Source organism: Erwinia typographi (assembly GCF_000773975.1).
GTDB classification, from domain to species: Bacteria; Pseudomonadota; Gammaproteobacteria; order Enterobacterales; family Enterobacteriaceae; genus Erwinia; species Erwinia typographi.
Genome location: NZ_JRUQ01000059.1, coordinates 1 through 13,689, shown reverse-complemented (window position 1 = coordinate 13,689; position 13,689 = coordinate 1). Strand labels below are relative to the sequence as shown.

The window sequence follows — 13,689 nt, the reverse complement described above, 5'->3', positions numbered from 1 at the left end:
TGAACATGCTTGATATTCGTTTTCCTACAGCCTTACAAATGGTGCTCTGCGTGGCCCAGGCGGAACGGGAAGGTAAACGCAGCACCAGCAAAATTCTGGCAATGGGCCTTGAGGCCAATCCCAGCTTCGTGCGCAAGATGATGGTACCGCTAACCCGCGATGGCATCATTGTTTCGACGCTGGGCCGTACCGGTACTATCCGTCTGGGCAGACCGGCAGAAGAGATAACGCTTTGTGATATCTATGTTTCCGTGCTGGAAGATAAGCCGCTGATGGCTTGTCGCCCTGAGGTTCCCGCCCGCTGCCTGGTCAGCGCTAATACCTGCTGGTTCTTTAAGGAACTGGCGCGGGAGGCCGAACAGGCTTCGCTGGACGTGCTGGCTAAACGCACGGTTGCCGATGCGTTAACCGAGATCTACGAGCGCGCCCGCTCTAATCCGGCGGCCAGCCGCGAAGAGCAAAAAGCCCGCGAAGAAGCCGAGTCGTAATCGCTTCTTTGGCAAAAGAAAAGGCCGGACATTGAAAAATGTCCGGCCTTTTTGACTTTCTGGTCTGGCGATCACGGAGATTATCGGGTGAAAAGGGGACGACGGCATCGTCCCCTGTGTTTTGCTTATCAGCCTTCAAACACCGGCTTGTTCTCCGCTGCGGGTTGTTCTTTCTTCACCAGCTTGCGCAGGGTGACATAGAACACCGGCGTCAGGAACAGCCCAAACAGCGTAACGCCCAGCATCCCGGCAAACACGGTGATCCCGGTAACGGTACGCACTTCAGCACCCGCTCCATGACCCAGCATCAGCGGGATCGTCCCGGCGATAAAGGCGATGGACGTCATCACAATAGGGCGCAAGCGCAGGCGACAGGCTTCCAGCGCAGCCTGCACGATAGTGCGTCCCTGCATCTCCAGCTCGCGGGCAAACTCAACGATCAGAATGGCGTTCTTACAGGCCAGTCCCATCAGCACCACCAGTCCCACCTGTACGAAGACGTTGTTATCGCCTCCGGTCAGCCAGACGCCAAACAGCGCAGAGAGCATGGTCATCGGCACAATCAGGATCACCGCCAGCGGCAGCGTCCAGCTTTCATAAAGCGCCGCGAGCACCAGGAAGGCCAGCAGGACGGCAACCGGGAAGACGATGATCGCCGCATGTCCCTGGGTTGACTGCTGATAGCTCAGATCGGTCCACTCGATATTCATGCCGTTAGGCAGGATCTGATCCGCAATCCCCTGAACCGCCTGCATCGCTTCGGCAGAAGAGAGCACGCGCGGATCGGCATCGCCAATCAAATCCGCCGCCGGAAAGCCGTTATAACGGATTACCGGGTCCGGTCCGTAGGTGGTGCCAATATGTACCATGCTGCCGATAGGAACCATTTCGCCGCTGGCATTGCGGGTACGCAGGTTAGCGATATCCTCAATGCTGTCACGGAACTGACCATCGGCTTGAGCATACACCTTCCACGTACGGCCAAAACGGTTGAAATCGTTAATGTAGGAAGAGCCGAGATAGGTTTGCAGCGTGCCGAACAGATCGGTCAACGCCACGCCCTGAGCCTTCGCCTTGTCACGATCTACCTGCGCATCCAGCTGCGGCACGTTGGCCTGATAGGTGGAGATAGGGAAGTGCAGGCCCGGCGTCTGCATGATAGTGCCCGCCATGGCGTTAGCCGCCTCCTGTAGCGCGCCGTAGCCCAGCCCCGCACGGTCCTGAATATAGAGAGAATAACCGGCGCCCTGGCCCAGCCCCAGGATTGGCGGCGGCATAATTGAGAAGGTGAACCCTTCCTGAATCTTCGCCAACTTCGCGTTGATCTCCGCATTGATCTCTGCCGCAGAGCGCGAACGCTGGTCAAGCGGCTTCAGCGCAAAGAACACCGTACCGGTATTCGGCGTGTTAGTGAACTGCAGCGCGTTGAGACCAGGAAAAGCCACCGCATCCGCAACGCCTTCCGTATGCAGGGCGATATCGCTCATCTGGCGGATTACTTTATCGGTACGTTCGAGCGACGAGCCTTCCGGCATTTTCACCCCACCAATCAGGTACAGCTTGTCCTGTGTCGGGATAAAACCAGCCGGAACGGCCTTAAACATTACGCCAGCGCCAACCAGCAGCAGCACGTAAACGCCAAAGACCGCGCCTCTGCGCTTAAGGATGCGCGAAACGCCGCCCTGATAACGCTCGGAATTACGGTTAAAGAAGCGGTTGAACGGGCGGAACAGCCAGCCAAACAGCCGGTCAATGATGCGCGTCGGGCGATCTTTTGCCGCGTGATGCGATTTCAACAGCATCGCGGCCAGCGCCGGAGAGAGCGTCAGCGAGTTGATGGCTGAGATCACGGTAGAAATCGCGATGGTCACCGCAAACTGCTTATAGAACTGCCCGGTAACCCCTGACAGAAACGCCATCGGCACAAACACCGCGCAGAGCACCAACGCAATGGCGATAATCGGACCGGAAACTTCTCGCATCGCCTGATGGGCTGCGGCTCTCGGCTCCAGCCCTTCCTCGATATTTCGCTCGACGTTCTCCACTACCACGATGGCGTCATCCACCACGATGCCAATCGCCAGCACCAGGCCAAACAGGCTTAGTGTGTTGAGCGAGAAGCCCAGCAGATAGAGCACGGTAAAGGTACCGACCACCGACACCGGCACGGCCAGCAAAGGAATAATCGAGGCGCGCCAGGTTTGCAGGAACAGAATAACGACCAGTACCACAAGCAGAACCGCTTCCAGCAGGGTATGCAGCACGGAACTGATGGAGTCACGCACGAAGATCGTTGGGTCATAAGGCGCTTTCCACTCCACGCCATCCGGGAAGCGGGTAGCCAGCTCGGCCATCTTCGCCCGTACCGCATTGGAGAGATCTATCGCGTTAGCGCCGGGAGCCTGGAAGATACCGATACCGACCGCATCCTTATTATTGAGCTGCGCGCGCAGCGCGTAGCTGCCCGATCCCATCTCAATACGCGCCACGTCGCGCAGGCGAACAATCTGTCCGTCATCACCGCTTTTCAGGATGATATTGCCGAACTCTTCTTCACTTTGCAGACGTCCCTGGGCATTGATTGACAGCAGGAAATCACTCTTATTGGGCATCGGCTCGGCGCCGAGCTGACCGGCGGAAACCTGTACGTTCTGTTCCTGGATCGCCGCCACCACGTCGCCTGCGGTCATACCGCGGGCCGCAACTTTGGTTGGGTCCAGCCAGATGCGCATGGCGTATTCACCGGCGCCAAAGATCTGCACCTGGCCAACGCCGGGCAGGCGCGCCAGCTCATCCTTCACCTTCAGCTGCGCGTAGTTGCGCAGATAAAGCGAGTCATAGCGGCCGGAAGGCGAATCCAGATGCACCACCAGAGTCATGGTCGGCGACTGCTTCTGAGTGGTTACGCCCTGGCGCCGCACATCCTCAGGCAGCCGCGCTTCGGCCTGCGCCACGCGGTTCTGTACCTGTACCTGCGCCTGGTCAGGATCGGTTCCCGGACGGAAGGTCACCGTGGTGACCAGCACGCCGTCCGAACCGGCGATCGATTTCATGTACATCATGTTTTCAACGCCGTTGATCGCTTCTTCCAGCGGCGTTGCCACGGTTTCCGCAATCACTTTCGGGTTAGCGCCAGGATATTCAGCACGAACCTGCACGCTTGGCGGCACCACGTCCGGGTATTCACTGATCGGCAGCAGCGGAATAGCGATCAGCCCGGAGACGAAGATCAAAATCGACAGGACGGCCGCAAATATCGGTCGGTCGATGAAAAATCTGGAAAAATCCATAACAGTTCCCGCAGCTCGAATTAAAGAGAGGCTGGCGCCATTGGCACCGTTTTGGCATTGACCGGCATCCCCGGCATAAACACTTTCTGTACGCCGTCAACGATCACCCGGTCGTCTGACTGCAGGCCGTGCTGCACAATACGCAGCCCGTTGGCCAGCTCGCCGGGCTGAATGTCGCGGCGCTGCGCCTTATTCTGCGCGTCAAGCACCCAGACATATTTACGGTCCTGGTCGGTCAGCACCGCTTTGTCATTAACCAGCAGGGCAGTGAAGTCGGCGCGCCCTGGAAGCTGTACGCGGGCAAACAGTCCCGGCGTGTAGAGGCGCTGGCTGTTGTCGAGCAGGGCGCGCATGCGGATGGTGCCGGTGCTGGACGTCAGCTGATTATCGGTAAAATCGACTTTGCCTTCGTGCGGGTATCCCTGTTCGCCGACCAGGCCAATTTTAACCGGCAGCGCGTGGTGCGCGGTGGCCGCGCTTTCTCCTTCGCGACTCATGCGCTGGTAGCGCAGGAAGGTCGCCTCATCCACATCGAAATAGACGTACACCGTATTCAGCGAAACCAGCGTGGTCAGCACGCTGCTGCTGTCTCCCGCGGTCACCAGATTGCCTGAGGTGATCATTGCCCGGCTGGCGCGACCGTCAATCGGCGCGGTGACCTGGGTAAAATCGAGGTTCAGGCGCGCCATATCAACAGCGGCCTGCGCCGCCAGCACGTTGGCCTGAGCCTGGGTTGACGCCGATCTTCTCTGCTCCCAGACTTCGCGGGAAATAGCCTGGCTGCCGATTAGCTTTTCAGTTCTGCCTGATTCGCTGCGGGCCAACTGCGCCTGAGTGCGGGCGCTGGCGAGGTCGGCCTGCGCGCGTTCAAGCTCGGCCCGGTAGGTTCGGTCATCGATAGTGAACAGCACATCGCCTTTTTTAACTTCCTGGCCTTCGGTGTAGTTCACTTTATCGATATAGCCGGTGACGCGAGGGCGGAGCTGCACGCTCTGCACTGCTTCAACGCGGCCGTTAAAATTATCCCACTGGCTGACGGTCTGCTGCTGGACCTCGGACACACTGACCTCTGGGGCAGGCGGCGCGCTCTGTTCGGCCCCTTTCGAGTCACAGCCCGCCAGCCAGAAGGCGGAGAGAAGCGACAGCGCAGCGATGCGCGTGCGCGTAGAGGTGATTGATTTCATTTTTGATGATCCCTGTAGCAGATGCTGACGACGTGAAAAGTGGTGCACGGCATAGCGCATAAAATGTACTTATAAAAAGTACAATAAGCGAGTGGATTGTAGGAAGAGTGAAAATAAAGTGCAAGTATTATTGTTGCTTTTAGCATTTTCCTGTCAACGAAGATGTGGAAATGTTAACGAGAGGAAAAGGGAGGGAAGGGAAGCGTTTAAACAAGAGTGCCAGCAAATCGCATTTAATGCAACAATTAAACTTGCATTAAGTCGGCGTCTGCTCTAGCGTATATATATGCATTCATTAAAGTTACCTTTTACCCGCTGGCGGGGAAGAGGTCAAGCCAGGTTGATAACAAAAAGCATTAAAAGGGGAAGAGTAATGAGCCATGATGATTTTATTAACGATCTCGTAAAATGGATCGACACTCACATCGAAGGGAAAATGGACCTGGACACGGTAGCCGATCGTGCCGGGTATTCCAAATGGCACCTGCAAAGGATGTTCAAGCAGCACACAGGTTATGCGCTTGGCGAATATATCCGCGCTCGCCGGCTGAAAAAATCTGCTGAGCGTCTGGCAACTGGCGGTGAGCCGATTCTTGACGTCGCCATTTCGTTCGGCTTCGATTCCCAGCAGTCCTTTAACCGTAGCTTTAAGCGACAGTTTGGCCAGTCTCCCGGCGCATGGCGTCGTCAGATTCAGGTCAGCGCCTGCCAGTAATTCAGTCAGTTATTCTATCGCGGGCGCGACTGCCCGCTGCCAGACTCCTTTCTCAGGCGCTCGCCAGGCAACTTCGTGGCGCTGGGCTGCCGCATAGTCCTTACAGGATTATCCATAGTCACAATTGATATTTTTCCTCGCGACAAAAAAACGTAATAGTGCCTTATTGACGCCGGTCCAGCGGCCTGGCCGAAGCGGCTTAGCAACGGAGGCAACATGACATCACTGACTTCACTACCCGTGCTCGATTTTTCCCAGCTGCTGGGGGATGAATCGCAGCGGCGGGATTTTCTCAGCCAGTTAAGCCAAAGCGCGCGCGAGATTGGCTTCTTTTATCTGATTAATCACGGCGTTGACCAAACGCTTTCGGCCAGAGTTCAGCAGCTGTCACGGCAGTTTTTTTCCCTGCCTGATGAGGAAAAGCAGCGCGTCGCGATGATCCATTCACCGCATTTTCGCGGCTACAACCGCGCGGGTTCCGAAATAACCCGTAACCGACCGGACTGGCGGGAACAGTTTGATATCGGGGCAGAGCGCCCGGCGTTAAAACTCAGCGCGGATCAGCCGGGATGGAAGCGTTTGCAGGGCCCCAACCTGTGGCCACACTCCCTCCCTGAGCTGGAGGTGACGCTGCGGCAATGGCAGCAGGAAATGACGCAAATGTCCTTAAGGCTGCTGCGCGCCTTTGCCGAGGCGCTGGCGCTGCCCGTTAACGCGTTTGATGAACTTTACGGAGAAAAACCTAACGAGCATGTGAAGCTGATCCGCTATCCCGGCCGGACGCCAGGCGGCGAGGGGCAGGGAGTCGGAGCCCATAAAGACTCTGGCTTTCTCAGTTTCCTGTTGCAGGACCAGCAGCGTGGACTACAGGTAGAAGTTGAGCCCGATCGCTGGATTGACGCACTGCCGCTGGCGGGATCTTTTGTGGTGAATATTGGCGAACTGCTGGAGCTGGCGAGCAATGGCTATCTGCGGGCAACCGTGCACCGGGTTATTTCTCCCCAGGCAGCGCAAGAGCGACTGTCGATCGCCTTCTTCCTTGGCGCTCAGCTGGAGGCCGTGGTGCCGGTTTATCAGTTAAAAGAAGAGATAGCCCGCGTGGCCAGAGGACCGACAAGCGATCCGCACAATCCGCTGCTGCGTGATGTCGGCTGGAACTACCTCAAAGGACGGCTGCGTTCACATCCCGAAGTCGCCGCTCGCTGGCACAGCGACCTGCTGGAAGCGTCTATAAACAGGGAATAACCCACGGTGGCGTTGTATACTGTCCGAATCAGGCTGGTTTTATTATTCAGACAGGAATCGTCATGGAGATGTGGAAACTGAACAAACAAGGGCTGTGCGAAGTCGCCAGCTTTTTGCTGGTTTTTGGCGCGTTATTTTTAATTTTTCCGCTGCGGCTGCTGCCCTGTTTTTTGGCCGGATTTATTGTCTATGAAACAATCCTGGCGCTGACGCCCTGGGTGGAGAGGCTGGTCAAAGGCCCGCTGGCCCGCTGGATCATCATCTTTGTTCTTACCATTGTTATCCTGCTGGCGCTGGTTGGCGGCATCACCAAGCTGATTGGCTTCCTGCTGCATGATTTCCAGAACCCTGCGGCGTTTCATGCGGCGGCCAGTAAGCTGCTGGAAGACGCGCAGCGGACCCTCTCCCCGGTTGTGACCCGCTATCTGCCAGCCGATATTGATGAGCTTCAGCATCAGGTGGTGACCTGGCTACGCGAGCATCTGGTGGTGGTGCAGACCTTTGGTCGCAGCGCGGCGCACACGTTCGCCACCATGCTGATTGGTATGCTGCTGGGCGCGATCATTTCCCTGCGCGTCGGCAGCATCAACAGTCAGGACGCGCCGCTGAGGCATGCGCTGCTGGAGCGTCTGTCCGTGCTCGCCGCCTCGTTTCATAACGTGGTCTTTGCGCAGATTAAAGTGTCACTTGTCAACACCGTCCTGACCTGCGGCTTCCTGTTTGGCGTGCTGCCGCTGTTTGGGCTGCACTTCCCGTTCGGTAAAACCGTGGTGGTGCTGACGTTTGTAGCCGGGCTGCTGCCGATTATCGGTAACCTGATCTCTAATACGGTGATTGTGCTGATCGGCCTGTCTATCTCGCTGGAGGCGGCGGTTATCTCGCTGATTTTTCTGATCCTGGTACACAAGCTTGAGTATTTCATCAATGCGCGAATCTTTGGCACCCGCATAAATGCCAAAACCTGGGAAATCCTGCTGGCGATGCTGGTATTTGAATCGGCGTTTGGCCTGGCTGGCGTGGTCGCCGCGCCCGTGTACTATGCCTACCTGAAAAGTGAACTGCGCATGGCCAAATTAATCTGAAGCACAGACCCGACCTGCTGCTGTCCGCACGCCGGATGCCGCAGGTCGGACATCTTCTGATACAGTCCTGCTCCTGCTGATCCCCATACCTTAATAAAGTTCCTCCTCGCGCGCGTCGATAACCCTTACTGAAAGACCAGAAAACGACTTCTGGTCTGCCTTTTCCAGGGGCTGTTATGAAATTATCCAATTTTAAAATCGGTCTCAGGCTTGGCCTGCTGGCTGCAATTTTGCTGTGCGTTACGGTGTTTATCGGCCTGAGGGGGCTGATCGTCAACGAAAATGCACTTGAGCAGAGCCGCCAAATCATGCGGCAGGAGCTGCAGATCGAGCAAATTATCGATACCGCGCGCAACGCGCAGGTGCAGTTCAAAATTCAGGTACAGGAGTGGAAAAATACGCTACTGCGCGGGGCGGTTGACCAGGACAGTTTTAATAAATACCAGGCGGCTTTTCGTGAACAGGGTAAGCTGACGCAGGATCTGCTGGCGAAGCTGATCGTCGCCATGCCTGCACTGGGTATGGACAATAAAGAAGTCGTTCAGACCAGACAGCTGCACGCCGAGCTGGAGCAGCGCTACCTTGCCGCGTTGCAGCAGTATCACGTTGGCGATGTCAGCAGCGCCCAGCGGGTGGATCATCTGGTCACCGGCATCGATCGTTTGCCAACCCAAATGATCGATGAGGTTGTCGCTCAGGTGCTGATGCACACGGTAGAAATGCACCATAACATTGAGGGAGCCAGCCAGGCTTCCTACCAGCATACGCGCCTGCTGCTGGCAATCTCGATGCTGATCGCTTTAATCAGCGGCTCAACCATTACCTTCTGGCTGGTGCGCAGCATCACTCGCCCGCTGGCCCAGGCGGTAAAAATTGCCCAGACCGTCGCCGCTGGCGATCTGCAAACCCAGATCGTGGTGAAAGGTCGTGACGAAACGGCGTTGCTGATGGCCGCCCTGAAAGAGATGAACGGCAACCTGACCCGCATCGTTTCCGATGTGCGTGAAGGTACGGAAACTATTGCCACCGCCTCGGCGGAAATTGCGCTCGGCAGCCAGGATCTCTCTTCGCGTAACGAGGCGCAGGCCAGCGCGCTGGAGGAGACCGCAGCCTCGATGGAAGAGCTGACCTCCGTGGTGAAGAAAAATGCCGACAATGCCCGCCACGCCAGCGATATTGCTCTGACGGCAACCTCTGCGGCACAGCAGGGTGGCCGCGTGGTGGAAGAGGTGGTGCAGACTATGGGCGAGATCCATCATTTCTCGCATCAGATCAGCAACATCATCAGCGTCATTGATGGCATCGCCTTCCAGACCAATATCCTGGCGCTGAACGCTGCCGTGGAAGCCGCCCGGGCGGGAACAGAAGGGCGAGGGTTTGCGGTGGTCGCCTCAGAAGTTCGCGCGCTTTCTCAGCGTTCGGCTTCAGCCGCGCGGGACATCAAAGCCCTGATCGACAGTTCGGTTAACCGGATTAACGCCGGCAACGCGCTGGTAGTCAGGGCGGGCGAGGCGATGGAGCACATTGTCGACAACGTCCAGCGCGTGAGTTCGCTGGTGGCGGAGATTTCGCTGGCGAGCGGTGAGCAGAGCGTCGGGATTGACCAGGTCAATCTCGCTGTCACGCAGATGGATTCCGCTACGCAGCAGAATGCTTCGCTGTCACAGCAGTCGACGGTGGCGGCACAGTCGCTACAGGCGCAGGCAGAAAATCTGCTGGAGAGCGTCAGCGTATTTAAACTGGCCCCGGCGGTCTGAGATGAAGCCGGGTTCGCCCGGCTTTTTTCATCCGGCGGCTTTACCCCGATTGACATCGATCTTATGGTAAGGGAAAACGACTGACAGTTGAGCCCTTCATGCCTGCGCTTCTGGAAACCCTGCTGCACCAAATCCTGCTTTCCATGCCGTTGTTTATCCTGATTGCCTTAGGGTGGCTGCTGGTCCGCTGGCGAAAATGGCCCGACAGCATCACCGAAGCGTTGAACCGCGTAGTGTTTAAAATTGCGCTACCTGCCATGCTGTTCCGGCTGATGTGCGATTTTAGTAAAAGCCCGCCGGTTGATGCCCGCCTGCTGATTGCCTACTTTGGCAGTTGCCTGGTGGTCTTTGTGCTGGGGAGGGTGGTTGCCACCCGACTGTTCAGGCTGGATGGCATTTCGGGGTCGGTCTTCGCGCTGGGCGGTATTTTCTCCAATAACGTGATGCTGGGGTTACCGATTGCTACGGTGATGCTCGGCGAAAAGGCGATCCCCTCGATTGCGCTGGTCCTGGTGTTCAACGGCCTGATCTTGTGGACGCTGGCAACGGTCTCCGTCGAATGGTTCAGACACGGCTCGCTTAACCTGAAGGGTTTTGGCAACACGGCGATAAACGTGCTGAAAAATCCGTTAATTATCGCCATCCTTTCCGGCACATTATTTAGCCTTACCGGCCTTCAGCTACCTTCGATGGTCGATCAGCCGATCGGCATGTTGGGGAAAATTGCCGTCCCGCTGGCGCTGGTAGCACTGGGGATGAGTCTGGCGGCGTACAAAATGAAAGAAGGGCTAAAAGAGAGTTACGCAATCTGCCTGCTGAAGCTGATCGTCCAGCCGCTGGCGATCTGGGGGCTGGCGGTGCTGATCGGTTTGCCGCCGCTGGAGAGCAAAGTCGTGGTGCTTCTGGGCTCCATGTCGGTAGGCATCAACGTCTATCTGATGTCGCAGCAGTTCAACGCCTTAACCGGCCCGGCGGCCACCAGTATGCTGTTATCGACAATTTTCTCAGCGATTACCACGCCGCTGTTTATGCTGTTAATGGACCTCGCCTGATCGGTAAATGTGAGCCAACCTGCGGAATCAACAGTAAATAAGCAGAGAAGGGATAGACGCTAAATCGGCCGTCGGGGTAAACTTCTCCGATGAATAAAAAACTGATTGTCGCGGTGATTTTGGCCATTGTCGCCACCGCCGCTGGCCTGCGCCATCCAGCTAATAACCCGCCTGCTCAGCAGCAGACGGCACCCACCTCATCCACTGCCGCTAACGACATCAGCAGCTTGACGCAGTTGCAGCGCGTAGCCAGTTACCTCCACCAACATCAGCGGCTGCCCGCCTGGTACCTGACGAAAAGCGAGGCCAGGCGCCAGGGCTGGGAGCCGGGCAAGGGGAATTTATGCCAGATCCTGCCGGGCAGAGCCATCGGCGGGGATCGCTTTTCCAACCGCGAAAAAGTGCTGCCGGAAAAGCAGGGACGACGCTGGTTTGAGGCGGATGTGAACTACGACTGCGGCCGCCGGGGCAGCGACCGCATGTTGTATTCAAGCGACGGTTTGATTTACGTCACCAGTGACCACTACCGCAACGTTAAACAGGTTTATTGAGATGAACAGCGTCAGCTTTGATTTCGCTAAAATCGCCGACGTCGACGACTTTTATCGCCAGTTTGCCCACAAGTTTGTCCTTGGCGAGCAGTTTGGCGCCAACCTTGACGCGCTTTGGGATGCGCTAACTGGCCTGGTTGAGCTTCCGCTGCGCATCACTTTTCGCCATCTGGCGCAACATGCCGACGCCGCGCAGTTTGAGCAGGTGATTGCCGTGATGCAGGAAGCAGAGCAGGAGTTAGCTGGCAAATTCAGTCTGAGGATCCGCCAGGCGCCGTTTTCTGCGGATTAGGTTTGCCTGAAATATTGGACGGATCGCCCCGGGCGCAGTACCTCCGGGTTGATCCAGAAAGTTGATGCCTGCTATGCAAAAGGGCATCGCTATTTAAAGGGAATTAAATATGAAAGAAAGAGTGATACCGTGGGACGGTAGCTACACGCTGGTGACCCGCGCCGGAGGTGTCTGCAAAGAAGTGGTTGTTCCCTCTTATCCCCGCCTCTATTTTCATCCCGACAGTGAAACCCTGCTGGCCGTTGACCAGTGTGACTGGCATGACCTTGAGCAGGAGAGCAACCGGCTCACTTTCTACCTCGCGAAGCGGGCTGACTCTCTGATGCGGATTGAAAACCTGTTGAAAGGCGTTGTCACGCTGGACTGGGTAGATGCTATTCAGCGCGCCCGGTATCAGCATCTGCTTGATGAAGAGTACCGGCATCTTGATGAAGCCTGTCAGACCCTGCGGGCTGAACTGAGTGAACTGTCACCGGTGGAGCATTTGCCGAAAGCCACCCTGCTGGATGAGGGCAGTAAAAAGAGTGCTGTCGGGCTTATGGAGCTGATTGAGGTGCGGGGTGGAAAGAGCGGTGCTAAATACGTTTATGTCCGCTCGGACAAAATACGCAGCCACTGGCGGCGTTATCAACTGAGCGATTCTGAGCTGAACAGTGGCGAAAAAAGCTTCCTGAAAACGGTGACCTACACCGGGGAGGACGGACTGTCCCGCACCCGTCAGGAGATTGATCCTGACAAGTTGACCGGGCAACTGGCTAAGCTGAAACCCTCGATGAAGGTCTGGGAGATGAAGCTACTGGAGGATAAAGCCGGTATCTGGAGCGTATGGGCTCGGGAGTTTAACGACAGCCTGAAGCACTCGCCTTATGGTAGTACCCGTATAGCGTTTGACGCGCAGGCACAGTTGCTGCGCTGGGCGTACGGGGCCAGCATGAAAGGGACGCTCAATCCATTTGAAGTTGATATTCGCACCGGAAAAAGTAAGGCAACTACCGAGCTGAGCGGCAAGACCAGCTTTTATGCAAACCTGGTTCTGGCTGAAGCGAAAAGCAGTGGAACGCTGCATCTGCCGGATAAAGCCGGGGTGAAAATCTGCTATCCGCTGGACCCCGCGAAGATTCCCGGCGGCGGCACTGGCATTCTCGGTACGCTGCGCTTTGACATTGAACTCACGCTCTCCGGCAGCATCGGAGCAAGTCTGGGCGTGGAAGCAGGGGTTAGCATCAGGGACGATCGGGCAAAGGGGGTGCCAGTAAAAGCCATCCCGGATGAGCGGTATGGCTTCTGGCGGCAGGTGGATATCACCAAAGCGGCGAAAGAGCCATTCAGCGCTGGCGCAGAACTGGGCGTATTTGCCGGTGCAGAAGCCGGTGCCAACGTGTCCGGAGCGCTGGTCTGGCTCAATCCTGACCAGGATAGATACAGCACGTTGGCGAAGGTGGCGGTAGGGACGGCGGCACAGGCTGGGGTCGGAGGCAGCGGGCAGCTTATTTTCAGTTGGAAGGGAGGTAAAGTCAGGATACAGGTTAGCGGTGGGCTGTGCTGGGGAGCTGGTGGCAAAGGTTCGATGAGTTTTGACGTAGATGGCCCGGCCATTGTGCGGGAATTTATACCCTGCCTGGTCTATATGCTGCGCAATGCTGACTACATGCAACTGATGCAGATTATGGTAGCCGATGACTATTATGCGTTCTGCGCCATCCCTCTGCTGGTTGGGATGTATGGTATCAACCGTGTGATAGATGTTGGTAACAATGTTGCCGCAGAGCTGAAAAAGGGCTGGGCGGCAAAGGAAGTCCGTGTGGCACTGATGGAAAAACTACTTGGGACAAGAGGAGATTGCCTGAAATTTTCTCCACCGGAGAGTAAGGGCGCGGCCATTGCGGCGCTTATTAGAACTGTACTGGTCAAGTTAAACAGGACACTTTTTTCTCAGTCATTTGCTCATAACGCACCGGAGACAGCTCTCCGTTGGCGACATGATTTCGGTCAAGATTGTAATAGCGGATATAAGCGACCCTGTACACGATTCT

At 56.6% G+C, this 13,689-nt stretch carries 11 protein-coding genes; 8 read left to right on the top strand and 3 right to left on the bottom strand.

Features of this window, described 5'->3' with window-relative positions:
• Positions 1-5 precede the first annotated feature (5 nt).
• Positions 6-488, top strand: coding sequence for an RrF2 family transcriptional regulator (locus NG99_RS20325; RefSeq protein ID WP_034897004.1), 483 nt, complete (start codon positions 6-8; stop codon positions 486-488).
• A 128-nt stretch (positions 489-616) separates the two neighbouring features.
• On the opposite strand, the gene NG99_RS20320 is transcribed toward NG99_RS20325, so the two are convergent.
• A complete protein-coding gene (locus NG99_RS20320; RefSeq protein ID WP_034897003.1) occupies positions 617-3,778 on the bottom strand; it encodes an efflux RND transporter permease subunit in 3,162 nt (1,053 codons plus the stop codon).
• 20 nt (positions 3,779-3,798) lie between these two features.
• On the bottom strand, positions 3,799-4,962 hold the full coding sequence (locus NG99_RS20315; RefSeq protein ID WP_052130812.1) for an efflux RND transporter periplasmic adaptor subunit: 1,164 nt from the start codon (positions 4,960-4,962) through the stop codon (positions 3,799-3,801).
• Between the two features lie 373 nt (positions 4,963-5,335).
• On the opposite strand from NG99_RS20315, the gene NG99_RS20310 reads away from it, so the two are divergent.
• From NG99_RS20310 to NG99_RS20280, 7 genes are all read left to right on the top strand, one after another.
• A complete protein-coding gene (locus NG99_RS20310) occupies positions 5,336-5,677 on the top strand; it encodes a helix-turn-helix domain-containing protein (RefSeq protein WP_034897001.1) in 342 nt (113 codons plus the stop codon).
• Between the two features lie 216 nt (positions 5,678-5,893).
• Positions 5,894-6,922 (top strand): isopenicillin N synthase family dioxygenase, encoded by a 1,029-nt coding sequence (locus NG99_RS20305; protein ID WP_034896999.1) that lies wholly within the window; start codon positions 5,894-5,896, stop codon positions 6,920-6,922.
• Between the two features lie 62 nt (positions 6,923-6,984).
• Positions 6,985-8,004, top strand: coding sequence for an AI-2E family transporter (locus tag NG99_RS20300; protein WP_034896997.1), 1,020 nt, complete (start codon positions 6,985-6,987; stop codon positions 8,002-8,004).
• Positions 8,005-8,180: 176 nt separating this feature from the next.
• Positions 8,181-9,761 carry a methyl-accepting chemotaxis protein gene (locus tag NG99_RS20295; RefSeq protein ID WP_034896995.1) on the top strand — a complete coding sequence of 527 codons (1,581 nt, stop codon included), beginning with the start codon at positions 8,181-8,183 and terminating at the stop codon, positions 9,759-9,761.
• A gap of 98 nt (positions 9,762-9,859) precedes the next feature.
• Complete coding sequence (locus tag NG99_RS20290; protein WP_034896994.1) at positions 9,860-10,813, top strand: AEC family transporter; 954 nt, start codon at positions 9,860-9,862, stop codon at positions 10,811-10,813.
• Between the two features lie 89 nt (positions 10,814-10,902).
• A complete protein-coding gene (locus NG99_RS20285; protein ID WP_034896991.1) occupies positions 10,903-11,364 on the top strand; it encodes a ribonuclease domain-containing protein in 462 nt (153 codons plus the stop codon).
• A 1-nt stretch (position 11,365) separates the two neighbouring features.
• Complete coding sequence (locus NG99_RS20280) at positions 11,366-11,656, top strand: barstar family protein (protein WP_034896989.1); 291 nt, start codon at positions 11,366-11,368, stop codon at positions 11,654-11,656.
• 1,907 nt (positions 11,657-13,563) lie between these two features.
• Here NG99_RS20280 and NG99_RS29390 read toward each other — a convergent pair.
• A complete protein-coding gene (locus tag NG99_RS29390) occupies positions 13,564-13,683 on the bottom strand; it encodes an IS3 family transposase (protein WP_408606424.1) in 120 nt (39 codons plus the stop codon).
• Between the last annotated feature and the right edge of the window lie 6 nt (positions 13,684-13,689).

What these genes read in the sequence shown, in the direction of transcription:
- NG99_RS20300 (WP_034896997.1), top strand. Translation starts at nt 6,985, where the DNA reads ATGGAGATGTGGAAACTGAACAAACAAGGGCTGTGCGAAGTCGCCAGC.
- NG99_RS20325 (WP_034897004.1), top strand. Translation starts at nt 6, where the DNA reads ATGCTTGATATTCGTTTTCCTACAGCCTTACAAATGGTGCTCTGCGTG.
- NG99_RS20320 (WP_034897003.1), bottom strand. Translation starts at nt 3,778, where the DNA reads ATGGATTTTTCCAGATTTTTCATCGACCGACCGATATTTGCGGCCGTC.
- NG99_RS20315 (WP_052130812.1), bottom strand. Translation starts at nt 4,962, where the DNA reads ATGAAATCAATCACCTCTACGCGCACGCGCATCGCTGCGCTGTCGCTT.
- NG99_RS20285 (WP_034896991.1), top strand. Translation starts at nt 10,903, where the DNA reads ATGAATAAAAAACTGATTGTCGCGGTGATTTTGGCCATTGTCGCCACC.
- NG99_RS20305 (WP_034896999.1), top strand. Translation starts at nt 5,894, where the DNA reads ATGACATCACTGACTTCACTACCCGTGCTCGATTTTTCCCAGCTGCTG.
- NG99_RS20310 (WP_034897001.1), top strand. Translation starts at nt 5,336, where the DNA reads ATGAGCCATGATGATTTTATTAACGATCTCGTAAAATGGATCGACACT.
- NG99_RS20295 (WP_034896995.1), top strand. Translation starts at nt 8,181, where the DNA reads ATGAAATTATCCAATTTTAAAATCGGTCTCAGGCTTGGCCTGCTGGCT.
- NG99_RS20280 (WP_034896989.1), top strand. Translation starts at nt 11,366, where the DNA reads ATGAACAGCGTCAGCTTTGATTTCGCTAAAATCGCCGACGTCGACGAC.
- NG99_RS20290 (WP_034896994.1), top strand. Translation starts at nt 9,860, where the DNA reads ATGCCTGCGCTTCTGGAAACCCTGCTGCACCAAATCCTGCTTTCCATG.